Origin of the sequence: Rubrivirga sp. S365, assembly GCF_032248475.1 — a bacterium.
Lineage (GTDB): Bacteria > Bacteroidota > Rhodothermia > Rhodothermales > Rubricoccaceae > Rubrivirga > Rubrivirga litoralis.
In genome coordinates, this window is the sequence record NZ_JAVTTN010000001.1 from 3,231,675 (window position 1) to 3,258,508 (window position 26,834).

Consider the following 26,834-nt stretch of genomic DNA (forward strand, 5'->3'; position numbering starts at 1 on the left):
GGCAGGCTCCGGTCGGCCGCCCCGCCCACGCCGGAGCCCGGGCTGGGGGATTCTCAGGGGGCACCGCGTCGACCACCTCGCGCGTCAGTCGTCGGGCGGGGCGGCGAGCAGGCCGGCCACGTGCTCGACGAGCACGATGGCCCGGCCGTAGTCCATCCGCGTCGGGCCGATCACGGCCACGGCCCCGACCGCCCCGCCCACGCGGTACGGCGCCGTCACGACGGAGTAGGACGGGCCGCCGGGGCGGCCGCGCTCGACCTCGCGGCCGATGAGGACGACGGCGCCGTCGGGCTCGGCCGGGTCGACGGCCGCCGGCCGCTCCAGGAGGTGGACCACGACGTCCTCGCTCTCGGCCAGCTCGACCACGTCGCGGACGAGCTCGGGCCGGTTGAACTCGGGCTGCGAGACCAGGTGCTGCGCGCCGCCGATCGCCGCGCGCTGGCCCGGCGTCTCGTCGCGGAACAGGGCCGGCCCCTCGCGGAGCACGACGCGGACCACGCCCGTCCGGTCGTGCTCCGCGAGGTCGCCCACGCGGTCGGCCCCGGTCCGGCGGATCTCGGCGAGCGTCAAGCCGGCCAGCCGCTCGTTCAGGCGCTGCACCACGGCGTCGAGCGCGGCGGGGTCGGCCTCGACGTCGAGCTCGGCCGTGACCGTCCGCGCCAGCCCGCCCCGCAGCGCGAGCACGAACAGGACGCGCGACGACGACAGCCGGACGACCTCGAGCCGGTCGAGGACGCCGGTCGAGAGCTGGGGCGTGAGGACGACGCCCAAAAGCTGGCTGAGCCGCCCGAGCAGGCGCGACGTGTCGCGGGCGATGGCGTCGAGGTCGCCCAGCCGGCGGCGGACGCCGTCGCGGAGGAGCGTGGCCTCGCGCGCCGACAGGCCCGTCACGTCGAGGAGGTCGTCGACGTAGAGCCGGTAGCCCTGCTCGGTCGGGACGCGCCCGGCCGACGTGTGGGGGTGGCCGAGGTAGCCGGCGTCCTCCAGGTCGCGCATGGTCGTCCGGATCGACGCGCTGGACAGCTCGACGTCGCCGGCGAGCGCCTTCGAGCCGACCGGCGCGGCGGTCCCGATAAAGTGCTGGACGACGCGGCGCAGCACGTCCTGCTCCCGCTCAGAAAGCGGGCCGGCGGGGCGGGCGGGGTCGCTCGGGCGGGGCACGGCGTGGGTGGCAGGCGACGGAACAAACGAAGGTAGCGGCGGCGCCCGTCTGCGCGCGGGCGGGGCGGGGCGAGCCTTCGCACCGATTTCAGCCGCCCCGCCCTGTGGGGGCGGCCGCGTACGGACGCCAGTACGGACGCCACCCCGCCCGTTCCGCCGCGGCAGCTGCCGCGAGCGGGGTGGCGCCACGGCTCGCCCGAACCGCCCCACCCGCTGCCTGCCTCCGCCGCACGTCGGTCGCATGACGTGCCCCCCCCGTCGTGTGAGGGCGGGGCGGTCCGAGTTCACCCCCTCCCCGCCCCGTCTTGACCGGCCGGTCACGGAGCGCCCCGCCCCGCCCCGTTCACACGCCACACCCTCCTGTACTGCCGTGGACGTCACCCGCCTCCCGCACTCGACCCTCGACCGCCTCGACGCGCGCATTGCCGCCTGGATGAGCCGCCACGGGGTCCGCCTGCTCCGCTACGCCATCGGCGTCGTGTTTATCTGGTTCGGCGGGCTCAAGCTGATCCCCGGCCTGAGCCCGGCCGAGGATCTCGTCCGCAACACGGTCTACTTCGTCAACCCGGACGTCTTCTACCCGGTCCTCGCCGCGTGGGAGGTGCTGATCGGCGTGCTCCTCCTGTTCCGGCCGACCGTCCGCGGGGCGCTGTTCCTGCTCGCGCTCCAGATGCCGGGCACGTTCCTCCCGTTCGTCGTGCTCCCCGAGGTGTGTTTTTCGATCTGGCCGCTCGCGTCGCCGCTCGACCTGTTCGCGCTGACGCTCGAAGGCCAGTACATCGTCAAAAACCTCGTGCTCATCGCCGCCGGGCTCGTCGTCGGGGGGACGGTTCGCGAGCGGGCCACGCGCGAGCGGTTACTATAAAGGCGCCGCCCCGCCCGCGCAATTCGGCGGGCGGGGCGGGGTGAGCATATGCTAGAGCACCCTTCGGGCTGGTACGGGGTACCGGGTACGAGGTACGGTTCGATCCGACCTCGACGCGCGCGTACCCCGTACCGAGTACCCCGACCCGTCCGAGACGCTGACTCGTTAGCGTGCGCCCGCCCTGACGGGCGGGGCGGGGCGGTCAGGCCTCGACGGCGGCCGGCTGGCCGTCCCAGATCGGGTAGTCCGTGTAGCCTTCGGCGCCGCCGCCATAGAACGTGCTGGGGTTGGGCTCGTTGAGGGGCGCGTCGAGCCCAGCCTCCTGCGCGGCGTACCGGATGGCGAGGTCGGGGTTGGCGAGGAACGGGCGGCCGTAGGCGACGAGGTCGGCGGTGCCCGCCTGGAGGATCGCCTCACCCTCCTCGCGGTCGTAGTCGGCGTTCGCGATGACGGCGCCGCTAAAGTGCTGGCGCATCAGGGCGATGGCATCGAGGTCGCCCAGCCCGCCCTTGGACCCCATGCCCGCGTTCGGGCGGATGCCGTGGAGGTAGGCGAGGCCGGCCTCGGAGAGCGCCTCCGACGCGGCCCCGAACGTCTCCTCGGGGTCGGCGTCGGTCACGCCGTTCGTGCCGGCCGCGAACGACAGCCGCGCGCCGACGCGGTCGGCGGGCCACTCGGCGAGGACGACGTCCGTCACCTCGCGGAGGAACCGGAGCCGATTCTCGACGGAGCCGCCGTAGGCGTCGGTCCGGTGGTTCGAGTCCGAGCCCAAAAACTGCTCGATGAGGTAGCCGTTCGCCGCGTGGATCTCGACCCCGTCGAAGCCGGCGCTGCGCGCGAGCCGGGCGCCGTGCCGGTACTGCTCGACCGTATCAGCGATCTCGTCCTCGGTCAGCGCGTGGGGCGTCTCGAACGGGACCATCTGGAAGTCCGGCGTCATGGCCTTCCCCTTCGCGGGGATCGCCGACGGCGCCACAGGCAGCGCGCCGTCGTGGTACGCCGAGTGCGACACGCGGCCGACGTGCCACAGCTGGAGCACGATCCGCCCGCCGACGGCGTGGACGAGGTCGGTCACGCCGCTCCACGCCTCGGCTTGCTCCTCGGTGTAGATGCCGGGCGTGTCGGGGTAGCCCTGGCCGCGCGGCGTCACCTGTGTGGCCTCGGCGATGAGGAGGCCGGCCGAGGCCCGCTGCGCGTAGTACGTCGGCGCGAGGTCCGTCGGGACTTGGCGGCCGTGGCGGCTGCGCGTGAGCGGGGCGAAGACGATCCGATTGGGGAGCTCGAGCGGGCCGAGCGTGAACGGCGAGAGCAGCATGGGCGGGGTGGGTGTTTGTCGTCACAACCATTCGCCCGAGTCCCTGTTCCGCCGCCGCCCCGCCCATGAGCCCTCTCCGGCGAGCACCCAGGGGCGAGGCGGGGAACGCGGGGGGAGCGCCCCGGTAGGCGAGGCGTCACCCGCCCCGCCCGCCCTGGCCCTCGTCGTCTACGCCCTCTGCGGCCACGGCCGTGGCCACTCGTCGCGCGCCGCCGCCGTCGCCGAGGCGCTCCGCGCGCGTGGGCACCGGGTCCGGTTCGCGGCCGACGCCCCGGCCGCCGACCGCCTCGCGCAAGAGGGCGGCGGGCCGGTGCACCGGGTCCCTGCGCTCCGCCAGGTGCTCCGCGGCAACCGCGTGCGCTACCTCGCGACGGCCCGCGCCAACCTCGACCTCACGTGGCGGAGCCCCGAGATCATCGCCGAGGCCGAGGCGTGGCTGGCGTCCGTCGAGGCCGACGTCGTCGTGTCGGACCACGAGCCGTTCGTAGCCCGCGCCGCGCGCCGCCTGGGCGTCCCGGTCGTCGCGCTCAGCCACCAGCTCGTGCTGACCGAGGCCCGGCCGCGCGTCCCGCTCCGCCACGCGCTCTCGGCCGTCGGCACGCGGCTGGGCATCGGCGTGCTCGCCCCGCCCCGCCCCGACGGCGTGGTCGTGCCGTCGTTCTTTTTCCCCCCGCCCCGCGCGGGCTCGCGGGCCGTGTTCGTGCCGCCCATCCTGCGCGACGACGTGCTCGCGGTCCGGCCCGAGCCCGGCGACCGCGTGCTCGTCTACGTCAACGAGGGGGCCGGGCTGGAGCCGCTCGTGCGGACGCTCGGTGCCGTCGACGCCGCGTTCGACGTGTACGGGCTGGACCCAGGGCAGGCCGCCCCGCCCAACGTCCGCCTGCGGCCGCCGTCGCGGGCCGGCTTCCTCGCCGACCTGGGCGCCGCCCGCGCCGTCGTGGCGACGGCCGGGTTCACGCTGCTCAGCGAGGCGCTCCACCTCGGCGTGCCCGTCCTCGCGCTCCCCAACCGGGGCTTTTTCGAGCAGGTCGTCAACGCGCTCGCGCTCCGCGACGCGGGGCGGGGCGGGGCCGTCGTGGGCCGCCCGCCGCGCCCGTCGGACGTGGCCGTCTTTCTCGACCGCGCCGCCGGCCTCCGCCGCCCCGCCCAGACCGCCGCCGAGGGCCGGGCGGGGCGGGAGCGGGCGGCCGACGCCATCGAGGCCGTGGTGAGCGGGGTGGGCCGCCCTGCCCCGACGCGGGCGCCGGTCCGGCCGGAAGTGGCCTAGCAGCGCTGGGCGACCGCCCCGCCCTTGGCGTGGGCAGCGTGGGCGGGCGGGGGCCGTAGCGGGAGCGCCGCAGCGGCGGCACCAGACGGCGCCTCGCGCGCGGGGCGGGCGGGGCGGAGGAGGTCTGGCCGTGTAGGACGGACGCCCCTTCACCCGTTCTGTACCCTTGCTCGGGCAGGGCGGCGGGTATCTTCTGCGGTTCTCCGCCCCCCGGCTGTGCCATGACCGTTCCCGACCTCCTCGGCCAGCAGCCGACGGGCTCCCCTTCGGACCCCACCGACCGACCGGCCGCGTCGATCTTCGACAAGGTCGAGCGCTTTTTCGAGCCGGGCGGGGATTACCAGAAGGTCAACGAGGCCGACCTCTACCCGTACTTCCGGGCCATCGAGGTGTCCGAAGGGAGCCGGGCCGTCATGAACGGCCGGGAGGTCATCATGGCCGGGTCGAACAACTACCTCGGGCTCACGAACGACCCGCGCGTGCGCGAGGCGGCCAAGGCGGCCGTCGACAAGTACGGGACGGGGTGCACCGGGAGCCGCTTCCTCAACGGAACGCTCGACCTTCACCTGGAGCTTGAGGAGCGGCTCGCCCGGTTTATGCGCAAGGAGGCGTGCGTCCTGTTCTCGACGGGGTACATGACCAACCAGGGCCTGCTCCAGTCCCTCGCCGGGCGCGGCGACGTCATCTTCTCGGACAAGGACAACCACGCGTGCATCCTGGCCGGGCAGCAGGTGTCGGCGGCCGAGACCGTCCGCTACCGGCACAACGACGTGGAGCACCTGCGGACGTTCCTCGAGCGGATCTCGAACGAGCGCCCGGACGCCGGCAAGCTGATCGCGACGGACGGCGTGTTCTCGATGTCGGGGACCATCGCCCGCGTGCCCGAGCTCGTCGGGCTCGCCCAGGAGTTCGGGGCCGCCCTGTTCCTGGACGACGCCCACGCGGTCGGCGTGATCGGCGACGGCGGCCGGGGCTCGGCGTCCGTGTTCGGGCTCGAAGACGAGGTGGCGCTCACGACGGGGACGTTCTCGAAAAGCTTCTCGTCGCTCGGCGGGTTCGCCGTCGGCGACGAGACCGTGATCGAGTACGTCCGCCACACGGCGTCGACCCACATGTTCTCGGCGTCGATGCCGCCGTCGGCCGTCGCGACGGTCCTCGCGTGCCTCGACATCCTGGAGACCGAGCCGGAGCGGCTCGAACGGCTCGCCGAGATCTCGGACACCATGCGCGACGGGTTCCGCTCGCTTGGGTTCGACGTGTGGGCCTCGCAGACGCCGATCATCCCGGTCGTGATCGGCGAGATGTACCGCTGCTTCGCGTTCTGGAAGGACCTCCTGGAGGCGGGCGTGTTCGCCAACGCCGTCGTCCCCCCGGCCGTCCCGCAGGGCCAGTCGCTCATGCGGACGAGCTACATGGCCACGCACACCGACGAGGAGCTCGACCGCGTGCTCAGCGCCTTCGAGACCGTCGGGCTCCAGCACGGGATCATCGCGCCGGGCGGGAAGCCGGGGCCTGCGATGACGCCGAGCGGGGCGTAGGGGCCGGGAGCCCTCTCGCTCAGCCTGCGCCCCACGGGCGGGGCGGCCAGAGGGCGGGGCGGCGCCGCTAGCTTGTCCGCTCCCAGACCGCCCCGCCCATGCCCGAGACCGCCGCACGCCCCGCCCCGACTGGCGCCACCCCGCCCGGGCGTGGGCTCCCGGTCACGGTCCGGCCCGTCCGCTCGCCGGCCGACCGGGCGGCGTTCCTGGACGTCCCGTACGACCTCTACGCCGGCGACCCGTACTTCGTCCCGCCGCTGCGCTTCGACCAGAAGCAGATCCTGGACCCGAAGAAGAACCCGTTCTTCGAGCACGGCGCCATGGAGCTGTTCCTGGCCGATCGGGGCGGGGCGGTCGTCGGGCGCGTGGCGGCGATCGAGAACGGGCAGCACCTAGCGAAGTACGCCGATGGCAACGGGTTCTTCGGCTTTTTCGACACCGTCGAGGACTACGCCGTCGCCGAGGCGCTCCTCGACGCCGCGGCCGGCTGGCTCCGCGCGCGCGGGCTGACGGGCGTGCGCGGCCCGGCCAACCCGACCATGAACGACGTGGCCGGGCTCCTCGTGGCCCGGTTCGACCGCCCGCCGTCGATCCTCCTCCCGTACAACTACCCGTACTACCAGGACTTCCTGGAGCGGTGGGGCTTCCGGCGGGCCATGACGATGTGGGCGTTCTACGTCCACGAGGCGTACATGGACACCGAGCGCATGGCGCGTGGCGCGGCCATCGTGGAGCGCCGGCACCCGGGCATCCGCATCCGCCCGCTCGACCCCGAGCGGTTCGAGGAGGACGTGGTGACGGCCATGCGGATCTACAACGAGGCGTGGGCCGCGAACTGGGGCCACGTCCCGTACACGGACCGCGAGGCGATCCACTTGGCGAAAGAGCTGAAGCCGGTGATCGAGGAGGACCTGTTCCTGTTCGCCGAACTGGACGGCGAGCCCATCGCGTTCGCGACGTCGATCCCGAACTACAACCGGGCGCTCAAGGAGCTCCCGCGCGGCCGGCTCCGCCCGGCGGGCATCGCCAGGGCGTTCGCGGCGGTCAAGTCGGGGTCGATCTACGAGGTCCGCATGGCGCTCATGGGCGTGATCCCGGCGTACCGGAACGCGGGCCTGGACTCGTTCCTCATCCACCACACGATCGTGAACGGCCGCGGCGTGGGCTACCAGGCGGCCGAGCTGAGCTGGGTGCTGGACACGAACAAGCCGATGATCAACGGGCTGGAAAAGCTGGGGGCCACGCGCGACAAGGAGTACGCGATGTTCGAGGCGGAGCTGTAGGGGTTCGGGGGTCGGGAAGATGCGGGGCGGGGCGGCATCGGGCGGGGTGGCATCTTGTAGCGGCGTTGCGTGCAACGCCGTCGGGCCGCCGCCCACGGGCGGGGCGACATCGGGCGGGGTGGCGCCGGCCATGACCGCCCCGCCCCAGGGTGCCCGCCGCCGGGCCGGGCGGCTCAGGTGCCGCCCCGCCCACGGTCGACCGCTGGTCGCCCCTACGACCCGCGAGCGGGGCGGCCGGTACTTTTCGCAGCGCCCGCCCCGCCCCCCTCTCCCGTGCCTCGCGTTTCCGTCATCGTCGTTACCTGGAACGGGCGGGGCCTGCTTGAGCGGTTCCTCCCGTCCGTCCTCGCCAGCGACTACCCAGACCTGGAGATCGTCGTGGCCGACAACGCCTCGACCGACGGAACGGCCGAGTGGCTGGCCGAGGCGCACCCGGACGTCACCGTCATGCGCCACGCCGAGAACGCGCTGTTCGCGCGCGGCAACAACCTCGCCGTGCCCCACGCGACGGGCGACCTCCTGTGCTTCCTGAACAACGACGTCGAGGTGCCGGCGGGGTGGCTCGGCCCACTCGTCGCCGCGTTCGACAACCCCGGCGTGGCCGCCGTCCAGCCGAAGCTGCTCCAGCACGGCGACCGCGGGCAGTTCGAGTATGCCGGCGCGTCGGGCGGCTTTCTCGACGCGTTCGGCTACCCGTTCACGCGCGGGCGCCTGTTCGACACGCTCGAACCCGACCGCGGCCAGTACGACGACGCCCGCGACGTTTTCTGGGCGACCGGCGCCGCGCTCGTCGTCCGCCGCGCGGCGTTCGAGGCGGCCGGCGGGTTCGACGAGTCGTTCGGGATGCACATGGAGGAGATCGACCTGTGCTGGCGGCTCCAGCGGGCGGGGTGGCGCGTCCGCGTCGAGCCGGCGTCGGAGGCGTACCACCTGGGCGGCGCGTCGCTGCCCCAGGGCAGCCCGCGGAAGATGTACTTCAACGTGCGCAACGGGCTCGTGATGCTGGCCAAGAACCTCCCCGCCCCAGCGTTCCGCCGCGTGCTCGCCGCGCGCCGCGCCTTCGACGCCGCCGCCGCGGCGCGCGCACTCGCCGCCGGCCGCCGCGACGAGGCCGCCGCGATCCGCCGCGCGTGGCGCGACGCCCGCGAGCGCATCAACGCCGTCACCCCGCCCCGCCCCGGCGAGCGCGTCGTGCTCCCCCCCTACCGCCGCTCCGTCGTCGTCGACTACTTCCTGCGCGGCCGCCGCCGCTTTTCCGACTTGCCCGAGGAGGGATGGAGGGATGCGGGATGGAGGGACGCAGAGGAATAGCGGGCGGGGTGGCCCCTGCCTCTGCCCGTTCCTATTTCCTCTTTCCCCTTTCCTCGGGTGACGCCCGCCCCACCACGACGGCCGAGATCGCGGCGAGCACGACGGCCATGCCGACGAACGCGAGCGGGGCGGGGCGCTCGCCGAACCACGCGAACGCGATGGCCGTCGAGATCACCGGCTCGGCCAGCGTGAGCAGCCCGATGAGCGCGGCGGTGACGTAGCGGAGGGCCAGGCTGAACGAGCCGTGGCCCACCAACCCCGGGCCGATCCCGAGCGCGAACGCGAGCGCGAGGGCGGGGAGGGGCAGCCCGAGCGGCACGCCGAGCGCGACGCACACGGCGAGGCACGTGAGCGCGGCGGCCGTGTTGAGCGGGACGAACGTCGCCAGGAACGACGTGCGCTGGCGGACCGACCGGCTGATGAGGAGGTAGACGGCGACGAGGAAGGCGGCCAGGAGCGCGAGCGCGTTCCCGAGCAGCGGGTCTGGGTATATGCCTCCATCGCCCCCCGTCGCGCCGATAAGGGCCGCGCCCGCGACGGCCGCCGCGATCGCCACGGCCGTCCGCCGGTCGGGCCGCTCGTGGAGGAACACGGCGCCGAGGATGACGATGAAGACCGGCGACAGCGTGACGAGGACCGACGCGCTGGCCACGCTCGTCAGCTGGACCGACGTGATCCACGCCATAAAGTGGAGCCCGAGGAACACCCCGGCGACGGCGATCAGCCCGACGTCCCGGCGCGGCAGCGCCCGGATCTCGCCCCGCACGCGAACGGCCGCGACCGGCACCAGCAGCACCGACACGAACACGGTCCGCCACGCGGCGAGCGCGAGCGCCGGCACGTCGCCGGCCAGGCGGACCAGGATCGGCGACGTGCCGACGGCGACCAGCGCGAGCGCGAGCAGCGCCCAGATGCCCGGCGGCACGGCGTCCCCACCCCGCCCGGCGGATTCGACGCCGACTGGCTCGGAGGGCGGGGCGGCCACGCTAGCGGAGCCGGTCCATCGACTTGACGACCTCGATGTCGGCCGTCACGCGCTGCCGCGCCATGCGCAGGAAGAGGTAGGCCACGATCGGCTGGAGCGCCACGAGGTACAGGCCGACCGGCGCCGTCGTCGCCGCGGGATCGGTCACGACGAAGAGCCCGACCAGCACGACGACCACGAGGGCCAGGTCGAGCCACTGGGCCACGTAGATCACGCGCCGCTGGAGCGGCCGGTCCTTGTACAGCCCGACGGCGGCGAGGGCCACGAACGCCGTCACCACGGCGAGCCCGTAGCCGACCCACCCGAGCCACGCCGAGTCCAGGGCGATGGCCTCAGCCCATCCGCTGGCGAGCCCGACGAAGAGCGCGAGCAGGAGCGCGGCGAGGACGAGATAGAGGGTTTGAATGCGCTGGATCACGTCGGTCGGGGAGACTGCCGGAGCGGGGTGGAAAAGCGCGGGCGGGGCGGCCGCCCCGCCCTTAGGCGAGGACGGCGCGGACGCGGTCGGCCACGCGGTCGCCGAATGCGGACGTCGACGCGTCGCCGCCCAGGTCGCTCGTGAGCGTCGACGGGTCGGAGTAGACGTCGTGGAGCGCCTGCCGGATGGCCTCGGCGGCGGCGTCCTCACCGAGGTAGCGGAGCATCATCTCGCCCGAGCGGACGAGCGCCGTCGGGTTGGCGATGCCCTGGCCGGCGATGTCCGGCGCCGAGCCGTGGACGGCCTCGAAGAGCGCGCAGTCCTCGCCGATGTTGGCCGAGCCCGTCACGCCCAGCCCGCCGACGAGGCCCGACATGAGGTCGGAGAGGATGTCGCCGAACATGTTCGTCGTGACGATCGCGTCGTACTCATCGGGGCGGATCACGAGCTGCATCGCCATGTTGTCGATGATCCGGTCGTCGAACTCGACGTCGGGGTAGTCGGCCGCGATCTCGCGCCCGATCCGGAGGAACATGCCGCTCGACTCCTTCAGGATGTTGGCTTTGTGGACGAGCGTGAGCCGCTTGCGGCCCCGCCGCTTTGCGTCTTCGAACGCGTACCGGATGATCCGCTCCGACCCCGTGCGCGTGATCCGGTTGATCGAGTCGGCGATCTGGTTCCGCTCGTCGAAGTACTCGATGCCGGCGTAGAGCCCCTCGGTGTTCTCGCGGTAGAGCAGGAGGTCGACGCCCTCGAACGGCCCGTGCGTGTTCGGCAGCGTCTCGCAGGGGCGGACGTTGGCGTAGCAGTCGAAGTGCTGCCGCAGGCGGACGTTGATGCTGCGGAAGCCGGTCCCGACGGGCGTCGTGAGCGGCCCCTTGAGCGCCAGCCGCGTCCGCTCGATGGACGCGACGGTCGCGTCCGGGAGCGCGTCGCCGGTCGCCTCGTAGGCGCCCACGCCGGCCTGCTGCTCGTCCCAGTCGAACGCGACGCCGGTCGCCTCCAGAACGCTGACGGTGGCCGCCGTGACTTCGGGTCCGATGCCGTCGCCGGGGATGAGGGTCGCTGCGTAAGCCATGCAAAGGGGCGGGGTGGGAGTTGCAAGCTAGGCGGGCGGCGCCCGAAGCCGACGTGGAACCCGCGCGAATGCGGCCGCCCCGCCCGCAGCGCGATGCCCTGCCCCGCTCCCGCCGGGCGGGGCGGTCGTTCCAGGATCGCCCGCCGCCCCGCTCAACGGGCGGCCAGGGCGGGGCGGCTGGCCCCACCCCGCCCCCACGAAAAAGCCGGGGCGCCCCTGGCGGAGCGCCCCGGCAAAGGCGTGCGAGTGGGCGGGGCGGCCTAGTCCGCCTCCCGGCTCGTCGAGTAGTTGACGCGGAGGGCCTCGGCCTCACGGAGCTCCTGCTGGACGTCGTAGAGCAGGCCGGTCTCGATGTCGCGGTCGACGCGCATCGAGATGATGGTCCGGGGCTCCTCGCGGAGCCGGCGGAACATGGCCTGCCGAATGTCCGGGAGGTCGCGGACGATGGCGTCGTCGACCTGGACAGCCGGCTCGCCCAGCCCGCCCGTCTCGCGCCGCTCCGGCCCGATGTAGACGTACTGGATCAGCCGCTTCTGGTCAATCTTCTCCACGGCCTCGGCCTGCGGGATCGACACGTTGACGAGCAGGTCCGTCTCGCGGAGCACGGTCGTCACCATGAAGAAGATGAGGAGCATGAAGATGATGTCCGGCAGCGAGGCTGTCGGGATCTCCTCCTTCGTGTTGGAGCTCTTCTTTTTAAAATGTGCAGACATAACGGAGTATAGAGGTGGCCGTAGAGCCGAGCGGGCGGGGTGGCAGGCCTAGTCGTCGTCGGGCTCGGCGAGCGAGATCTTGACCGGGATCTGCTCGGAGATCACGTCGGTCTCCGTCTCGCCCGTCACCGGGTCCTGCTCGAGCCGGGACTTGTACTGCCCGTAGTCGACGCCGAACTGCTGCTGCGAGGCGTCGTCGCGGAGCTCGTTGTACGCCGACTTGATCTCGTCGAGCACGCCGATGTAGTTCTCGTACGAGAGCCCGCGCTTGGTCTTGAACGACACGACGGCCTTGTCCGGGCTCACCGAGAGGCTGGGCTCGCGGCCGTTGTTGAGCACGTGGCGCTTGACGATGTTGCGGATCTGCGGGATCGCCGTCACCTCGTTGTCGACGAGCACCTGGCCGTCGGCGGCGACGAGGATGTTGAGCAGGTTCCGCTGGTTGATCTCCGGCGGCGGGTTCGACTCATCCAGCTTCGGCGGGAGCTGCATGTAGATCCCCTTGTCCGCGTCGATCGTCGTGGTGACGAGGAAGAAGATCAGGAGCAGGAACGCGATGTCGGCCATCGAGGACGATGGGATCTCGGCGTCGCGCTTTTTGCGGGGCTTCAGGAGCGGCATGGGGATCGGGAGGGTTCCAGGTCTTCTAACTCAGGAGAAGAAGCTTTTCGCGCCCGCGATGACGAGGGCGAGCAGCCCCGAGAGCGCCGTGAACACGGCGGCCATCACAAAGGCAGACGTCCAGTCCCCCGACGCGAAGTAGGCGACGATGAGGATGAGGACGGGGAGGGCAAAGGCGGCCAGGCCCATCTTGCTCTCGCCGGCGAGGCGGTGGCTGGCGTTCTTGAGGCCGAACCCGACCATCATGAGCAGGCCGAGGCCGATGAGGATGAGGCAGAGCCAGATCAGTGCGGTTTCCATAGCGGGGGTCAGTGCGGGGCGGGGCGGGAGAGCTGCTCCCCCACCCCGCCCCCGTGCAGAAGGGCCGGCTTAGGTGAGGTCGACCTTGGTGACGTCGTCGCCGGTGCCGAGCTCGCGCTTCGGGTCGGGGAGCGTGGCCCGCGTGCGGCCGCTGAGGGCGGGGCGGCCGACCGACATCATCGAGAGCGAGTCGATGAGCTCGACCGAGGCCTCCTCCATGTCGGCCGTGATCCGGTCGATCTTGGAGACGCAGTAGTTGTAGAACACCTGCAGGATGATGGCTGCGATGAGCCCGAAGACCGTCGTGAGGAGGGCGATCTTGATGCCGCCGGCGACGAGCGACGGCGAGATGTCGCCGGCCGCCTCGATGGCGTCGAAGGCCTCGACCATCCCGACGACCGTCCCGAGGAACCCGAACATCGGGGCCAGCGAGATAAAGAGCGAGAGCCACACGAGGCCGCGCTCGAGGAAGCTCATCTCGATCGAGCCGTAGGAGACGACGGCCTTCTCGACCGCGTCCATGCCCTCGTCGTAGCGCGTGAGCCCGGCCTGCACGACCGAGGCGACCGGCCCGCGCGTGTTGGCGCACACGTCCTCGGCGGCCGAGACGCCGCCGTTGTCGAGCGCCTCCTTGACGCGGCCCAGGAACTTCTGGGCGTTGATGTCGGCCCGGTTGAGCGAGAGGATGCGCTCGAAGGCGATGGCGAGCCCGATGATCAGCGTGATCAGCACGGGCCACATAAAGTTGCCGCCCTCGTTGAAGCGGTAGACGAGCCCGTTGGCGAAGCCGGCGTCGGCGGCCTGGAGCAGTGCGAAGAACGTCATGGGGTCAGGACCTCGAGTCGGGTTGGGGGAGGGCGAGCGGGGCGGCCGGTAGGGCAGCGCCCCGCAAAGGCGGGGGTGGCGCAGTCGCGCCGGAGGAGGAGGCCAATATCCCCACCGCCCCCGGGAATGTCAACGCGACACGAAGATGGGCCGGCACAGGAGTTGCGCCCCGGACCTAGGACCCGGCGCGGCCGCAGAGGTTGCCGCCCCGCCCGAGACCCCGCGCCCCACCCCGCCCAGCGGGACCCGCCGACACGACACCGCCCCGCCCGCGGCGTGCGCCGGGAGCGGGGCGGTCGGCCGAGGGCACGCGAGGCGTGGGTTAGCGGCGGGCGGCCAGCGTCGCCGCGTCCCGCCACAGCCCCGTGGCCTCCTGGAGCGTCGGGTCGAGGTCGCCGATGACCGGGTAGAACGCGTCAGCGCCGAAGAGGCGCCGGGCCATGAACGCCTTGATCCGCGTCTCGACGTCGTCGCGGACGGCGTCGACCTCGGGGCGGACGAGGACGGCCTCGTCGCCGCCGTCGCCGTCCGGGCGCTCGGCCACGACCCGGACGCCGTGGTCCGAGGCGAACTCGAGGAAGCGGTCGTACGTCGCGTCGTCGACCTCGAAGCCCGTGCGGAAGGCGGCCTCGCCGCTGTTCTCCCACCGCTCCCGGAACGGGTCGCCGCGGCGCTCGATCTCGACGCGGGCGAACTCGTTGTCCAAGTTCCGCCCGATGACCGTGCGGAGGGCGGCCCCGATCGAGTCGCGCGTGACGATGTAGTCGGGGAGGATGCCGCCGCCGCCGTAGACCGTCCGGCCGCCGTCGGTCTGGAAGACGAGCGAGTCGGGGACCTCGGACGCGAACGCGCTCGCGTCGATCAGGCCGCCGTCTGGGGCCAGCCGGTCCTCGATGGCCTCGCGGATGGCCAGCTTGTCGGCCCCGTAGTCCTCGTCGCTCTCGCCGAGCGTGTACGGGGTCTGGATGAGGCGGCCGGCCGGCGTGTAGTAGCGGCTGACGGTCATCTGGAGCACGCTCCCGTCGGTCATGGGGAACTGCTGCTGGACGAGCCCCTTCCCGAACGTCCGCCGCCCGACGAGGAGCGCGCGGTCGTGGTCCTGGAGCGCGCCCGCGACGATCTCCGAGGCGCTCGCCGAGTTCTCGTCGACGAGCACGATGACCGGGGAGTCCTCGAAGACGCCGCCCGACTTGGCCCGGTACTGGCGGCGGTTGCCAGCGTGCCGGCTCTCGGTGTAGACGATCATGTCGCCGGCCGGGAGGAACTCGTCGGCGATGGCGTAGGCCTGGTCGAGCAGGCCGCCGGCGTTGCCGCGGAGGTCGAGCACGAGCCGCTCCATGCCCTGCGCCTTCAGATCGCGGATGGCGTCGCGGACCTCGTCGTGGCTGGTCCGCGCAAAGCGCTGGAGGCGGACGAGGCCGGTCTCGTCGTCGACCATGTAGTGGGCGATGACGGTGTTGAGCGGGATCTTGTCGCGCTCAATCGAGAAGCTCAGCGGCTGCCGGTAGCCCGGCCGCGAGACCTCGAGGTCGACGGACGTCCCGCGCGGCCCCTTCAGCTTCAGCGGGACCTCGTCGGGGTCGATCCCGATGGCGCCCTCGCCGTCGATGCCTACGATCCGGTCGCCCGGCTGGAGCCCGGCCTCGTCGGACGGCCCGCCCGCGATGGGCATGAGGACCACGAGCGTGTCGACGCCCTCGCGGCCCTCGATGAACTCGTAGTAGATCCCGATGCCCTCGAAGCTCGCGTCGAAGCTTTCGCGGACGGCGCGCATGTCCTCGGCCGAGATGTAGATCGAGTGCGGGTCGAGCCCGGCGAGCATGCCGTCGATGGCGTCCTCGGCGAGCTGCGCCGAGTCGACCTCCTCGACGTAGGCGCGGCTGATGTACTCGTACGCCTCCTCGATCTTCCTCAGCTGCTCGACGTCGTCGGAGCCGGAGACGGCGTCCTGGACCTGGGCGCCGACGACGAGCCCGACGGCGAGCAGCCCGGCGGCAAAAAGGGGGCGGATGCGGATGCGGGGCATGCGGGGGGCGGGCAAAGGAGGACCGCTCGAACGGAGGCGGAGCAGCGTTGGTGTGAGTCGGACGCGCGGGGCGGGGCGGGGTTGCGGGAGGGGAAGGGGAACCGGCACGAGAGGGACGCCACCCCGCCCGTGCGAGGGCGGGGCGGCCGCCGCAGGGGCGACCGGCGGTCGCCCGTCGGGCAAGGCGAGCGGCGGGCACAAGGCAACCGCCCCGCCCGCAGGCGCGAGGCGGCGGCGACACCGGGCGGGGCGGCGTCCGGTGGAACGTTTCCCGCCCCGCGCCCTACCCGCCCCGTCTCCCCCACCCCGCCCCAGGGACCGCCCGTGACCAACAAAGCCGTCGCCCGCCACCTCAAGCTCACCGCCGACCTCGTCGAACTGACCGGCGGCAACCCGTTCCGCGCGCGGGCCTTCGCGTCGGGCGCGCGGACCGTCGAGCGGCTGGAGGAGCCCGTCGCCGAGCTGCTGGCGGCCGGCGAGCTGGTCGGGGTCAAGGGGATCGGGAAGGGGCTGGCCGCCGAGATCGGCGAGCTGCTCCAGACGGGGACGATGGGCGTGACCGAGACGCTGCTCCAGTCGCTCCCGCCCGGGATCCCCGAGGTGCTCCGCGTGAAGGGGCTCGGCGTCAAGAAGGTGCGGGCGCTGTGGACCGAGGCCGGCGTCACGTCGATCGAGGACCTGGAGGCGGCGGCCGTCTCGGGCCGGCTGGAGGCGCTCGACGGGTTCGGCGCCAAGACGGTCCAGAACATCCTGGGCGCCGTCGAGCAGCTCAAGGCGTACCGCGGCAAGGCCCACCTCCGCGACGCGTGGGCCGAGGCCGTCGCCGCGCGCGACGCGCTCCGCCAGGCGGGCCACGCCGCCGACCTCGCCGGCGCCGTCCGCCGCCAGTGCAACGTGGTCGAGGGCGCCGCCCTCGTCACGACCGCCCCGCCCGAGGCCGCCGCCGCGGCGCTCGCCGACTGGGGCGCGGCGCGCCCGGGCGGGGCGGAGGACGGCCGGGTCGAGGGCCGGCTCCCGCTCGGGCTGCCGCTCGCCGTCTGGTCCGCCCCGCCCGCGGCGTACGGGAGCGCGCTCTTCGAGCACACCGGCCCCGACGCCCACGTCGCCGCCGTCCGCGAGCGGGGCGGGGCGGGCGACCACGCCGACGAGGACGACGTGTACCGCGCGGCCGGCGTCGAGCCCATTCCCGCCCCGCTCCGCGACGACCCGCACTGGCTCGACAGCGGCGACCGCCCCGCCCTCCTGACGTCGGCCGACTTGAGGGGGACGGTCCACAACCACACGACGGCGTCGGACGGGAGCGCCACGCTCCGCGAGATGTGCGACGCGGCGCGCGAGCGCGGGCTGGGCTACTTCGGCGTGTGCGACCACAGCCGGAGCCTCCAGATCGCCCACGGGCTGAGCGTCGACGCCGTGCTCGGGCAGGTCGAGGAGGTCGCCCGTCTCAACGACGACTACGCGGCCGAGGGCGTCGGCTTCCGCGTGTTCTCGGGGTCCGAGGTGGACATCCTGGCCGACGGCTCGATGGACTTTCCCGACAGCGTGCTCGCCCAACTCGACGTCGTCGTCGCGAGCGTGCACCAGGGGTTCAACATGACCGAGGCCGAGGCGACCGCGCGCGTGGTCCGGGCCGTGTCGAACCCGCACGTCGACGTGCTGGGGCACCCGACGGGGCGGCTCCTGCTCCGCCGCGAGGGGTACCCGCTCGACCACGAGGCGGTCCTCGACGCGTGCGCCGAGCACGGCGTGGCCGTCGAGCTGAACGCGAACCCGTGGCGCCTCGACGTCGACTGGACGTGGGTGCGGGCGGCCCGCGAGCGCGGCGTGCTCGTCTCGGTCAACCCCGACGCCCACTCGACGGACGGGCTCGACGACACGCGCTGGGGCGTCGCGTCGGCCCAGAAGGGCGGCCTGACGGCCGAGGGCTCGCTGACGTCGAAGACCTCTAGCGAGTTGGCGGCGTGGCTGGGCGGGGCGGGGCGGTAGTGCAGCGTGCAGCGTGCAGAAGATGCGGCCGCCCCGCTCTCACCGCGGGCGGGGTGGGCCGTAGGGGCGACCGGCGGTCGCCCGTGGGCGGGGCGGCAGCGGGCGGGGCGGTGCCTGTTCAGACCGCCCCGCCCTCCCGACAACCACCCCTGGCCCCTCTTGGCTACGCCGACGCTGCGCGGTGGCTAGGAGGGGGACTGCCGCCGCCTCCCGCGGTCCTTGGCGACATCCTCGACCGCCCCGCCCTGCTGACCCGCCGCTCCCCCACCCCGCCCGCGTAGCTTCCTGCTCCCCACCACCCCCTCGTGACCCGCGTCTTCGTTTTTCTGGGCCTCGCGCTCGCGCTCCTCGCAGGACTCGTCGCGGCGACGGTCGCGCTCGCCTACGGGACCGAGCCCGCGCGCGAGGGGACGCTCCGCCTCGACGGCCTGAGCGGGCCGGTGACGGTCGCCTGGAGCGACAGCGGGGGCGTGTTCGTCGAGGCCCAGACCGAGGCCGACCTCGCGGCGGGCCTGGGTTACGCCCACGCCGTCGACCACGCGTGGGCGATGACCCTGTGGCGGCAGGCGGCGCGGGGCGGACTGGCCGAGTGGTTCGGCGGCTCCAACCGTGCGCTCGACCTCCACGCCCGCGCGCTGGGCTTTGCCGACCTCGCGCAGCAGACCTACGCGGCCCTGCCGCCCGAGCAGCAGGCGGTCCTCGACGCCTACGCGCGGGGCGCCTCGCGGGGGCTGGCCGACCCCGGCGTGGCCCAGTCCGACGCGTTCCTCGCGGGCGGCGTCGTGCCCGAGCCGTGGCGCCCGTGGGACGCCCTGGCCGTCGAGCGCCTCCATGCCTACCTCGCCTCCTCCCCGCTCCGGCTCGACTCCGCCCGCGCCGACTCGGCCGACGCCGCGCGCTGGGCGGCCGCCGCGTCCGACTCCGCCGTCGTCCGCTTTGCCGCCGCCGACTCGGCGTTCCGGACCTTCCTCGGCGCCCCGTCCCAGGCCGGCGGCCGCGTCTACGCCGCGACGTCGGGCGGGGCGGCGACGCTGGCGAGCCAGGTTTCGGCGGGCTCCTCGGCGCTCCCGCTTCTCGCGCCGGCCGTGCTCCGCGTCGGGTCGCGCGTGGCGGTCGCGGCCACGATCCCGGGCACGCTCGTCTCGCCGGCGGGGTGGTCCGGCGGGCTCGGCTGGGGGCTCCTCCTGGGGAGCGACCTCCGCCTCGAACCGTACGGCGGCCCCGCCCCCGCCCCCGTCTTTAGCCGGGTCGTCGACCGCGCTGGGAACGAGACGCTCCTGGAGGTGGCCCGCGACACGAGCGGGCTCGTGCTCCGGGCGGGGCGGAGCGCGGCCCCGCGGCGGCCGGCAACGCAGGACACGGCGGCATCCGGCGCCGCCGGGCGGGGCGGAGAGACGCCCGGCCTGACCACCCCGCCCACGGCGAGTCCGCTGGCGTCCCCGGACGGGGCGGCGGCCGACTCGGCGGCGGCGGACTCGACGGCCCCGAGCGGCTGGCGCGTCCGGTGGCGGGGGTTCCGGCCGGGCACGGACCTGGGCGCGTTCGCGGCGCTCCGGGCGGGGCGCGTGCCGGACGCGTTCGCGCTGTTCGCGCGCGAGGGGCTCGTGGCGACGCGGGCCGAGACGCGCGTGCTCGGGCGGCCGGTGGTCGCCGCGTCCGGGTTGGGCTACGCGCTCGTCGCCCGCGATTCGCTCGCACGCTACGCGGCCGACCGCCTCGCCCGCCTGGTCGGCCGCCCCGCCCCCCCCCGCCCCGACGCGGAGGCGCCACCGGGCGGAGCGCCCGCGGCGCAGCGGCTCACGCCCGAAGACCTCGCCGAGGACGCCGTGAGCCCGTGGGCCGCCCGCCTCAACGCCCGCCTCCTCGCCGCGCTGGGCGACCGCGACTCGCTGGGGCTCGCCCTCCAGGTCCCCTACTCGTACCTGCGGAGCTGGGACGGCGGGTACCGCGCCGACGCCATCGGCCCGTCGGTCTTCGAGTGGTGGCTCGTGGCCCACCGCGACTACACGGGGCACCTTCCCGACCCGGCCGACTCGCTCGACGCCGCGCTCCTCCCCTACACGCTGCGGATCGCCCGCGCCGAGCTCCGCGACCGCTACGGGACGCTCCCGACCGAGTGGCGCTGGGGGCACCTCCTGGGCGACGGCCCCCGGTTCCCGGTCCTCGGCGGGCGGGGCGGCGTCGCGGCGCGGTCCTACGCCGAGCCGCTGCCGTTCCCCGGCGGCCACCCGACGGCGCTCGTCCCCGGCCCGAGCCTGGTGTTCGAGCGCGCCCACCCGCCGCTGGCCGTGTGGACCGTGTGGTCGCGGCTGGACGACGGCCGGACGTTCGTCCGCACGCCGGCGGGGCGGCCGGCGGCCTCCGGCGTCCTCGACGTGGGAGCCGACGCGGGCGGGTTCGTCGTCGCCCTCGACCCCCGAGCTGCGATGCCCGCGCGGCGCCTCGTGCTCTCGCCGCCCCGCTAGCCCCGCCCCGCCCATGCCCCCCGCCCCGCTCTACATCGGCCTCGACGCCGGCGGCACGAAAACGGCTGCGCTCGCCGCCGCGGGCGGCGAGCCCCAGCGGTTCGACGGCCCCGGCGCGCAGCTCCTCCGCGACGGCGTCGAGGCGACGGCGTCGACGCTCGTGGCGCTCGTCGAGGAGGCGCGGCGGGCCTTCCGCGGAGCGCCGCTCGGAGGCGTCGCCGTCGGGCTGGCCGGGGCGGGGCGGATCGGGGCGCAGGAGGCGGTCGCGGCCGCGCTCCGCCCCCGACTCGACGGCGCCGCCGTCGCGGTGACGCACGACGGCGACGTGGCCTACCGGGCTGCCTGGGGCGACGAGAGCGGCCTGCTCGCGCTCGTGGGCACGGGCTCGTTTCTGGCCGCGCGGACCGAGGCCGGCGAGACCCTCCGCGCCGGGGGCTGGGGCGCCCTGCTGGGCGACGACGGGGGCGGGGCGGCGCTCGGCCGGGCCGCGCTCCGGGCCGTCCTGGCGGCCCTCGACGGCGGACCGCCGACGGCGCTCGTCGACCGCGCGGCGGCCGACGGACTGGGCACGCTCGACGACGTGGTCGGGGCGATCTACGTCGACAAGCGGCCGCTGGCCTCGTTCGCCGGCCTCCTGCTGGCCGCCGCCGAGGGCGGCGACTGGACGGCCGAGGCGCTCCTCGCGCGCGAGACGAACGCGCTCGCGCAGCAGGCGGGGTGGCTCGCCACGCGCGCCGGCGACTCGGTCGCGCAGCGCGTGGCGATGTCGGGCGGGCTGGCGCGCGAGGCCGTCTACCGCGCCTCGCTCGAAAGCGCCCTCGGACGGCACCTCCCCGGGTGGACCGTCTCGCACGCCGACGTGGCGCCCGCCGAGGGCGCACTCCAGCTCGCGCGCACGCTGGCGCCGTAGGACGTCGCTCGTGGGCGCAAGACGGACAAGAGCGGAGGCCGCCGGCCCCTACGCCGCCCCGCCCCGCCCCTTCTTCTCCGGCCACACGCACAGGTCGTAGACCGGGCACCGCCCGCAGGCCGGGTTCCGCCAGAAGCAGCACTTCTGGCCGTGGAGCATGAGCGCCTCGTGGTCGTCGTAGACCGTCTGCGCGTCCCAGTCGAGCGGGAGCAGCGCGGCGAGCGCGTCGTGCGACGGGCCGACGGCCATCGTCGGCGGGATGAGCCCGAGCCGCTGGGCAACCCGGTGGTGGTGGCTGTCGACCGGCAGGGCGGGGCGGCGGAGCGTGCTGAACAGGAGGACGGCCGCGCTCGTCTTGGGGCCGACGCCCTTAAACGCCTGGAGCCACCGCCGCGCCCGGTCGACCGGCCAGTCGGCGAGCACGTCGAGCGAGAGGCCGTCGGTCTCAGGGGCGTCGGTGATGGCGCGGAGCACGGCCTGCACGCGGGGCGCCTTCTGCTCGGGCCACGTGCACGGCGCGAGCGCCTCCTTGACCTCGTCCGTCGGCGCGTCGCGGACGGCCTCCCACGTCGGGAAGCGCTCGCGGAGCTGCGTGTAGGCCCGCCCGCTGTCGGCGTTCTTCGTCCGGTGCGAGAGGAGCGCGGACACGAGCTCGGAGAGCGGGTCCTTGGTCGAGAAAAAGTCGATGGGGCACCCGTACGCCTCACACAGCCGGTCGTGCACGACGAGCGCCTTCTCGTGCAGGGCGACCGCCGCCGGGTCGGGCGGGGCGGCCGCCGCCGGATCGGGCGGGGCGGGCGCGTCGTCGGAGAACAGGTCCATGCCGTGCCACCCCGCCCGGCCGCCGAGGTTCGCGCGGCGGGCGGGGCGGGTAGCTTTTGGGGAAGCCCCCGACTCCGCCCCGCCCCGCGAGGCCGGCCCTGCTAGATCCACTCTCCGCGCCATGCCCGACCGCCCCGCCCCCTCGGAGTCCTCCCCGACCGTCCGCCGCGTGCCGGCCGCCGTCGTCCGCCCGCTGCGCACGGCAATCCTCCGCCCGACGTGGACCGACCGCCTCGCCACCTACCCCGAGGACGACGACCCGGGCACGGTCCACGTGGCCGCGTACGACGGCGAGGCTGTGGGCGGGGTGGGGACGATCTACGCCGAGGCTCCGCCGGACGCGCACCGCGGCGAGATTCCACCGGCCGCCTACGCGCCCGGTGCGGCATGGCGCCTCCGCGGCATGGCGACCTCCGACGCCGCGCGCGGATCCGGCCTCGGCCGCGCCGTTCTCCAAGAGTGCTTCGCCGCCGTCCGCAACGGGGACGGCCGGTTCCTGTGGTGCAACGCGCGCCTCGGCGCCGTCCCGTTCTATGAGCGGCTGGGGATGCGCGCCGTCGGGCCGGAGTTCGACATCCCGGGCATCGGCCCGCACTACGTGATGTGGGGCGGGGTGAGCGGGTAGGGTTCAGGGTTCAGCAAAGATGATGGCCGCCCCGCCCGCGATGCCAAGGGCGGGGCGGGGTGGTTGTCCCCGCGTTGTCCACCGCCCCGCCCGAACCAGACAACCTCGAACCCACCCGCCCCGCCCTGCCGCACCCCGACGTGCGCCGGAACCGCTTTCGACTAGCTTGGCCGCCCCGAGGGCTCTCCCCCGCCGCCATGAAGATCCCGTCGCTCGTCCTCCGCCAGCTGTACACGAACGGGAGCCTGACGCCGACGGCCGACGGCGTCGCGTTCCGCCTCAAGAACCGGCTGACCGACGCCAAGCTCACCGCGCTCCAGAGCGTGACGGTCGACGGCCGCGAGGTCGGGGCGGACGACCTCACGCTGTCGCTCGACGGCGGCGAGACGCTCCGGGCGTCCGAGGTCTCGTCGACGAGCCCCGTCGACTTCCCGCTCCGGCGCGTGGTCACGGTCGGCGTGCCTGGGATCGAGGCCGGCGAGGGCGTCCACGAGATCCGGCTGCGGTTCGCGATCGACGGCATGGGCGACCTGAAGTTCAAGGTCAAGGACTCGGTCCAGCCCGAGCGGCCCGGCCGCGTGACGGTCCCCCGCGATGACGCCGACGACTACTCGGACGAGGCGATCGGGGCGCGGCGGCGGTTCGTCGAGGGCTACACGGCGTGCGCGCTCGACCACGTATCGAGCTACTCGTTCGACGCGCGCTCGGTGGCCGGCAACGTCGAGTCGTTCGTGGGCGTGGCCCAGGTCCCGATCGGCGTGGCCGGCCCGCTCCGCGTGAACGGCGAGCACGCCGAGGGCGAGTTCCTGGTCCCGCTCGCCACGGCCGAGGGCACGCTCGTGGCCAGCTACAACCGCGGCATGAAGGTGCTGAACCTCTCGGGCGGCGTCAAGTGCACGGTCTCCGACGACGCCATGCAGCGGGCGCCCGTCTTCATCTTCGAGGACGCCCGCGGCGCCCGCGACTTCAAGGCGTGGCTGGACGAGCACGTCGACGAGATCGCGGCCCAGGCCGAGTCGACGACCTCGCGCGGGAAGCTCCAGTACATCGACACCTACCTCTCGAACCACTTCGCGTTCTGCCGCTTCAACTTCTCGACGGGCGACGCGGCCGGGCAGAACATGGTCGGCCGGGCCACCTTCGCCGCGTGCTCGTGGATCCTGGAGCACAACGACACGATCCGGCGCTTCTACCTGGAGTCCAACTTCGCGACCGACAAAAAGGCGTCGATGGTCAACATCATGAAGACGCGCGGCAAGCGGGTCACGGCCGAGTGCAAGATCTCGGGCGAGGTGCTCCGCGAGGTCATGCGCGTCGAGCCCAAGGGGCTGGCCTACCACTGGGGCGTGGCCGCCGGGATCGGCTCCGTGCTCTCGGGCGCCAACAACAACGGGCTCCACAGTCCGAACGGGATCACGGCGCTCTTCATCGCGACCGGCCAGGACGTCGCCAACGTGTCTGAGTCGTCGGCCGCCATCCTCTACGCCGAGCACACGGACGACGACGACCTCTACATGTCGATTACGATCCCGTCGCTCATCGTAGCCACCTACGGCGGCGGCACCGGCCTGGCGACGCAGCGCGAGTGCCTCGACATGCTCGGGTGCTACGGCGAGGGCAAGGTGCGCAAGCTGGCCGAGATCGTGGCCGGCGTGGTGCTGGCCGGCGAGATCAGCCTGGCGAGCGCGATCTCGTCGAACGACTGGGTCTCCAGCCACGAGCAGTACGGGCGGAATCGGTAGGGCAGCGGGCAGAAGATCCGCCACCCCGCCCGCGCCATGGGCGGGGCGATGCCGTAGGGGCGACCGGCGGTCGCCCGTGGGCGGGCACGACGCGCGAGGGCGGGGCGGATCCGTAGGGACACCACGCGTGGTGTTCGCACGGAGCACGACACACCGCCCCGCCCAAGCGGTCGTGGCCGGGCAGGGCGGGGCGGCAATCGTAGCGGCGTGCAACGCCGTCGGGCCGCGGCGTGCGGTCCCGCCCCGCCCCCGCGGTCCCGCCCCGCCCGCACGTGGCGCGCGGAGCCCCCGGGCGGGGCGGCGGTACACTGTCCGCCATGCCGGACCCGCCCGACCGCCCCACCCCGCTCCCCGACGACCCCGCCCCGGTGGGCGAGGGCGCCGCGCCGCGCCGCCCGGGCGCCGGCGACGGGGCGGGCGGGGCGGAAGGACGCGACCTCGTGCCCGTCTCCGACATCGGCCCCGGCACGCACTCGCCCGACGCGGCCGCCGACGGTCCCGAGCCGGCCGAAGCCTATGACGGCGTCGGCACGAACGACCGCGCCGACGCGCCGTCGCTGACCGAGGCCGAACGCGACCGCGCCGCCGAGGGCGACGCCCGCCCGGCCGGACCGGGTGGCGACACGCCCGCCGCCACGCGCCACGCCCAGGCCGCGCCCGGCCCCGTCCGCGCCGCGCCCACCGCCCCGCCCGGGCGGGCGGGCGGGGCGGAAAGCGAGCGGGCGGTCGCCGCCGACCTCACGCGCCGCGCCCGGGCACGGCGCGAGGCGCTCGACCCCGACACGGCCGTGGCCCGCGAGGCCGGGTTCGAGGTCATGGACGTGAGCGGCGAGCCGCCGTCGCTCGTCCGCCGCTACTTCACGACGCTCCGCCACGCGCTCGGGCTCGTCTACGGGAGCGCCGTGGCCGTGGCCCGCGACCGCGAGCAGTTCTCGTGGGTGCGCGGGCTGCCGCTGTTCCTCATCAAGATCGCGGCGTTCTTCGTCCGCCCGCTCGTCCGGCGCGACCTCCGCGGGCTCCCGCTCGAGGTCCAGCTCCGGCGGCGGCTCGAGCTGCTCGGGCCGACGTACATCAAGCTGGGCCAGGTGCTTGCGCTCCGCGAGGACCTCCTGCCGCGGTTCGTGACCGAGGAGCTGAACAACCTGCTCGACCGGCTCCCGGTCATGCCGTTCCCCGAGTACCTCGACCGCGTGGCGAAGGGGCTCGGGCGGCCGGTCGACGAAATGTTCGCGCACATCGACCCGAAGCCCTTGGGGAGCGCGTCGATCGGCCAGATCCACCCCGCCCGGACGGTCGGCGGCGACGACGTGATTCTGAAGGTGGTCAAGCCGCACATCTACGTGATCCTCAAGCGGGACGCGCGGCTGCTGGGCTTTTTCGGCTCGTTCCTCCAGGTGTTCTTTGCGCGCTACCAGCCCAAGAAGGTGCTCGACGAGTTCGCCGAGTACACGCTCCGCGAGGTCGACCTGCGGCGCGAGGCCGACAACGCCGAGCAGTTCGCGATCAACTTCGCCGACGTCCCGGGCGTCCGCTTCCCGACGATCTACCGCGAGTACTCGTCGCGGCTCGTGCTCACGATGGAGCGGTTCCGCGGGCTCCGCCCGGACTCGCCCGCCGCCCACGCGCTCCCGCTCGCGGCCCGCGAGGAGCTCGTGGACCTGGGCGCGCTGAGCATCATCCGCATGCTCTACCAGGACGGCTTCTTCCACGCCGACCTCCACCCGGGCAACATGTTCTTGCTCGACACCGAGCCCGACCCCGAGACCGGCGAGGTCCACCCCGAGATCGGCTTTATCGACCTCGGCATGGTCGGCTACTTCGACGGCGACCTCCGGCGGACGCTTTTGTACTACTACTTCTCGCTCGTGACCGGCGACGCCGAGAACGCGGCGCGCTACCTCGCCGCCGTGTCCGAGGCGGGCAAAAAGGCGGACCCTCGCGGGTTCCAGCGGGCGGTCGCCGAGCTGTGCCGGCGGTTCTACCGGGCGCAGCGGTACGGCGAGGTCAACGTGGGCCAGCTCATCCTGGAGTCGGTCGGGCTGGCGGGCCAGTACCGGATGTACTTCCCGGTCGAGATGGTGCTGATGACGAAGGCGCTGGTCACGTTCGAGGGCGTGGGCCAGACGCTCCTGCCCGGGTTCGACGTGGCCGAGGTGAGCCGGAAGCACGTCAACAGCCTGTTCCGCAGCCAGTTCAACCCGGTCGCGCTCCTCAAGGAGAGCTTCCGCGGCGCGCCCGAGCTCGTCGACCTCATCGTGAAGAGCCCGACGCTGATGTCCGAGGGCATCCGCTTTGTCGAGACCCGGATGCGGGCGCCGGCCACGTCGCCCTTGGCCGGCCTGCGAACAGCGCTCCTGTCGGGCGCCAGCCTGGTCTCGGGCGTCATCGCCGTGACGGCGGGCGGCCCGTGGTTCCTGTGGGGACCGCTGTTCGCGCTCGCGGCCGCCTTCGCGCTCAAGCGGTCGTAGAGCGGGAAGCGGGAAGCGGGAAGCGGGAAGCGGGAAGCGGGAAGCGGGAAGCGGGAAGCGGGAAGCGGGAAGCGGGAAGATGGCCGCCCCGCCCCCGCGCGTGGGCGGGG

At 73.9% G+C, this 26,834-nt stretch carries 22 protein-coding genes; 11 read left to right on the forward strand and 11 right to left on the reverse strand.

Annotated features, from left to right (window positions below):
* Window positions 1-84: 84 nt before the first annotated feature.
* On the reverse strand, window positions 85-1,161 hold the full coding sequence (gene hrcA, locus RQM47_RS14100; protein WP_311665203.1) for a heat-inducible transcriptional repressor HrcA: 1,077 nt from the start codon (window positions 1,159-1,161) through the stop codon (window positions 85-87).
* A gap of 370 nt (window positions 1,162-1,531) precedes the next feature.
* Here hrcA and RQM47_RS14105 point away from each other — a divergent pair, with 370 nt between their 5' ends.
* The gene (locus tag RQM47_RS14105) at window positions 1,532-2,026 is read left to right on the forward strand and encodes a hypothetical protein (protein ID WP_311665205.1); all 495 of its coding nucleotides are present in this window, start codon (window positions 1,532-1,534) and stop codon (window positions 2,024-2,026) included.
* A 202-nt stretch (window positions 2,027-2,228) separates the two neighbouring features.
* Here RQM47_RS14105 and RQM47_RS14110 read toward each other — a convergent pair whose 3' ends face one another.
* A complete protein-coding gene (locus RQM47_RS14110) occupies window positions 2,229-3,341 on the reverse strand; it encodes an alkene reductase (RefSeq protein ID WP_311665207.1) in 1,113 nt (370 codons plus the stop codon).
* On the opposite strand from RQM47_RS14110, the gene RQM47_RS14115 reads away from it, so the two are divergent.
* From RQM47_RS14115 to RQM47_RS14130, 4 genes are all read left to right on the forward strand, one after another.
* Window positions 3,322-4,608, forward strand: coding sequence for a glycosyltransferase family protein (locus RQM47_RS14115; RefSeq protein WP_314009349.1), 1,287 nt, complete (start codon window positions 3,322-3,324; stop codon window positions 4,606-4,608). The genes RQM47_RS14110 and RQM47_RS14115 overlap by 20 nt on opposite strands.
* A 221-nt stretch (window positions 4,609-4,829) precedes the next feature.
* Complete coding sequence (locus tag RQM47_RS14120) at window positions 4,830-6,146, forward strand: aminotransferase class I/II-fold pyridoxal phosphate-dependent enzyme (protein WP_311665209.1); 1,317 nt, start codon at window positions 4,830-4,832, stop codon at window positions 6,144-6,146.
* 98 nt (window positions 6,147-6,244) lie between these two features.
* Entirely contained in the window at window positions 6,245-7,429 is a 1,185-nt protein-coding gene (locus tag RQM47_RS14125) for a GNAT family N-acetyltransferase (RefSeq protein ID WP_314009350.1), read from the forward strand.
* A 273-nt stretch (window positions 7,430-7,702) separates the two neighbouring features.
* Window positions 7,703-8,740: a glycosyltransferase family 2 protein gene (locus RQM47_RS14130; RefSeq protein ID WP_314009351.1), complete on the forward strand. Its 1,038-nt coding sequence runs from the start codon at window positions 7,703-7,705 to the stop codon at window positions 8,738-8,740.
* Window positions 8,741-8,771: 31 nt separating this feature from the next.
* Here the strand turns inward: RQM47_RS14130 and RQM47_RS14135 are convergent, their stop codons facing one another.
* From RQM47_RS14135 to RQM47_RS14170, 8 genes are all read right to left on the reverse strand, one after another.
* The gene (locus tag RQM47_RS14135) at window positions 8,772-9,725 is read right to left on the reverse strand and encodes a DMT family transporter (protein WP_314009352.1); all 954 of its coding nucleotides are present in this window, start codon (window positions 9,723-9,725) and stop codon (window positions 8,772-8,774) included.
* A 1-nt stretch (window position 9,726) separates the two neighbouring features.
* Window positions 9,727-10,143, reverse strand: coding sequence for a DUF4293 family protein (locus RQM47_RS14140; protein WP_311665217.1), 417 nt, complete (start codon window positions 10,141-10,143; stop codon window positions 9,727-9,729).
* A gap of 61 nt (window positions 10,144-10,204) precedes the next feature.
* A complete protein-coding gene (locus RQM47_RS14145; protein ID WP_314009353.1) occupies window positions 10,205-11,221 on the reverse strand; it encodes an isocitrate/isopropylmalate dehydrogenase family protein in 1,017 nt (338 codons plus the stop codon).
* 260 nt (window positions 11,222-11,481) lie between these two features.
* A complete protein-coding gene (locus tag RQM47_RS14150) occupies window positions 11,482-11,934 on the reverse strand; it encodes a biopolymer transporter ExbD (RefSeq protein WP_311665220.1) in 453 nt (150 codons plus the stop codon).
* Window positions 11,935-11,982: 48 nt separating this feature from the next.
* Window positions 11,983-12,555, reverse strand: coding sequence for a biopolymer transporter ExbD (locus RQM47_RS14155; RefSeq protein ID WP_311665223.1), 573 nt, complete (start codon window positions 12,553-12,555; stop codon window positions 11,983-11,985).
* Window positions 12,556-12,585: 30 nt separating this feature from the next.
* A complete protein-coding gene (locus RQM47_RS14160; protein ID WP_314009354.1) occupies window positions 12,586-12,855 on the reverse strand; it encodes a hypothetical protein in 270 nt (89 codons plus the stop codon).
* A 69-nt stretch (window positions 12,856-12,924) separates the two neighbouring features.
* Window positions 12,925-13,680 carry a MotA/TolQ/ExbB proton channel family protein gene (locus RQM47_RS14165; protein ID WP_311665227.1) on the reverse strand — a complete coding sequence of 252 codons (756 nt, stop codon included), beginning with the start codon at window positions 13,678-13,680 and terminating at the stop codon, window positions 12,925-12,927.
* A gap of 322 nt (window positions 13,681-14,002) precedes the next feature.
* Window positions 14,003-15,706 carry a S41 family peptidase gene (locus RQM47_RS14170; protein ID WP_311665229.1) on the reverse strand — a complete coding sequence of 568 codons (1,704 nt, stop codon included), beginning with the start codon at window positions 15,704-15,706 and terminating at the stop codon, window positions 14,003-14,005.
* A 324-nt stretch (window positions 15,707-16,030) separates the two neighbouring features.
* On the opposite strand from RQM47_RS14170, the gene RQM47_RS14175 reads away from it, so the two are divergent.
* The 3 genes from RQM47_RS14175 to RQM47_RS14185 all read left to right on the forward strand — a co-directional run bounded on the left by RQM47_RS14175 (window position 16,031) and on the right by RQM47_RS14185 (window position 21,067).
* Window positions 16,031-17,692, forward strand: coding sequence for a helix-hairpin-helix domain-containing protein (locus RQM47_RS14175; protein WP_314009355.1), 1,662 nt, complete (start codon window positions 16,031-16,033; stop codon window positions 17,690-17,692).
* A gap of 305 nt (window positions 17,693-17,997) precedes the next feature.
* Entirely contained in the window at window positions 17,998-20,157 is a 2,160-nt protein-coding gene (locus tag RQM47_RS14180; RefSeq protein WP_314009356.1) for a penicillin acylase family protein, read from the forward strand.
* Between the two features lie 13 nt (window positions 20,158-20,170).
* Window positions 20,171-21,067: a BadF/BadG/BcrA/BcrD ATPase family protein gene (locus RQM47_RS14185; RefSeq protein ID WP_311665235.1), complete on the forward strand. Its 897-nt coding sequence runs from the start codon at window positions 20,171-20,173 to the stop codon at window positions 21,065-21,067.
* A 48-nt stretch (window positions 21,068-21,115) separates the two neighbouring features.
* Here the strand turns inward: RQM47_RS14185 and nth are convergent, their stop codons facing one another.
* Window positions 21,116-21,889 carry a hypothetical protein gene (gene nth, locus RQM47_RS14190; RefSeq protein WP_311665237.1) on the reverse strand — a complete coding sequence of 258 codons (774 nt, stop codon included), beginning with the start codon at window positions 21,887-21,889 and terminating at the stop codon, window positions 21,116-21,118.
* Between the two features lie 121 nt (window positions 21,890-22,010).
* On the opposite strand from nth, the gene RQM47_RS14195 reads away from it, so the two are divergent.
* From RQM47_RS14195 to RQM47_RS14205, 3 genes are all read left to right on the forward strand, one after another.
* Window positions 22,011-22,514, forward strand: coding sequence for a GNAT family N-acetyltransferase (locus RQM47_RS14195; RefSeq protein WP_311665239.1), 504 nt, complete (start codon window positions 22,011-22,013; stop codon window positions 22,512-22,514).
* 197 nt (window positions 22,515-22,711) lie between these two features.
* Window positions 22,712-24,256 (forward strand): hydroxymethylglutaryl-CoA reductase, encoded by a 1,545-nt coding sequence (locus RQM47_RS14200; RefSeq protein WP_311665241.1) that lies wholly within the window; start codon window positions 22,712-22,714, stop codon window positions 24,254-24,256.
* Window positions 24,257-24,573: 317 nt separating this feature from the next.
* On the forward strand, window positions 24,574-26,724 hold the full coding sequence (locus RQM47_RS14205; RefSeq protein ID WP_311665243.1) for an ABC1 kinase family protein: 2,151 nt from the start codon (window positions 24,574-24,576) through the stop codon (window positions 26,722-26,724).
* Window positions 26,725-26,834: the final 110 nt, after the last annotated feature.

Coding starts and splice junctions, on each gene's coding strand:
- RQM47_RS14145 (WP_314009353.1), bottom strand. CDS start 11,221: ATGGCTTACGCAGCGACCCTCATCCCCGGCGACGGCATCGGACCCGAA.
- RQM47_RS14120 (WP_311665209.1), top strand. CDS start 4,830: ATGACCGTTCCCGACCTCCTCGGCCAGCAGCCGACGGGCTCCCCTTCG.
- RQM47_RS14195 (WP_311665239.1), top strand. CDS start 22,011: ATGCCCGACCGCCCCGCCCCCTCGGAGTCCTCCCCGACCGTCCGCCGC.
- RQM47_RS14160 (WP_314009354.1), bottom strand. CDS start 12,855: ATGGAAACCGCACTGATCTGGCTCTGCCTCATCCTCATCGGCCTCGGC.
- RQM47_RS14150 (WP_311665220.1), bottom strand. CDS start 11,934: ATGTCTGCACATTTTAAAAAGAAGAGCTCCAACACGAAGGAGGAGATC.
- RQM47_RS14170 (WP_311665229.1), bottom strand. CDS start 15,706: ATGCCCCGCATCCGCATCCGCCCCCTTTTTGCCGCCGGGCTGCTCGCC.
- RQM47_RS14155 (WP_311665223.1), bottom strand. CDS start 12,555: ATGCCGCTCCTGAAGCCCCGCAAAAAGCGCGACGCCGAGATCCCATCG.
- RQM47_RS14165 (WP_311665227.1), bottom strand. CDS start 13,680: ATGACGTTCTTCGCACTGCTCCAGGCCGCCGACGCCGGCTTCGCCAAC.
- RQM47_RS14125 (WP_314009350.1), top strand. CDS start 6,245: ATGCCCGAGACCGCCGCACGCCCCGCCCCGACTGGCGCCACCCCGCCC.
- RQM47_RS14205 (WP_311665243.1), top strand. CDS start 24,574: ATGCCGGACCCGCCCGACCGCCCCACCCCGCTCCCCGACGACCCCGCC.
- RQM47_RS14110 (WP_311665207.1), bottom strand. CDS start 3,341: ATGCTGCTCTCGCCGTTCACGCTCGGCCCGCTCGAGCTCCCCAATCGG.
- RQM47_RS14185 (WP_311665235.1), top strand. CDS start 20,171: ATGCCCCCCGCCCCGCTCTACATCGGCCTCGACGCCGGCGGCACGAAA.
- nth (WP_311665237.1), bottom strand. CDS start 21,889: ATGGACCTGTTCTCCGACGACGCGCCCGCCCCGCCCGATCCGGCGGCG.
- RQM47_RS14200 (WP_311665241.1), top strand. CDS start 22,712: ATGAAGATCCCGTCGCTCGTCCTCCGCCAGCTGTACACGAACGGGAGC.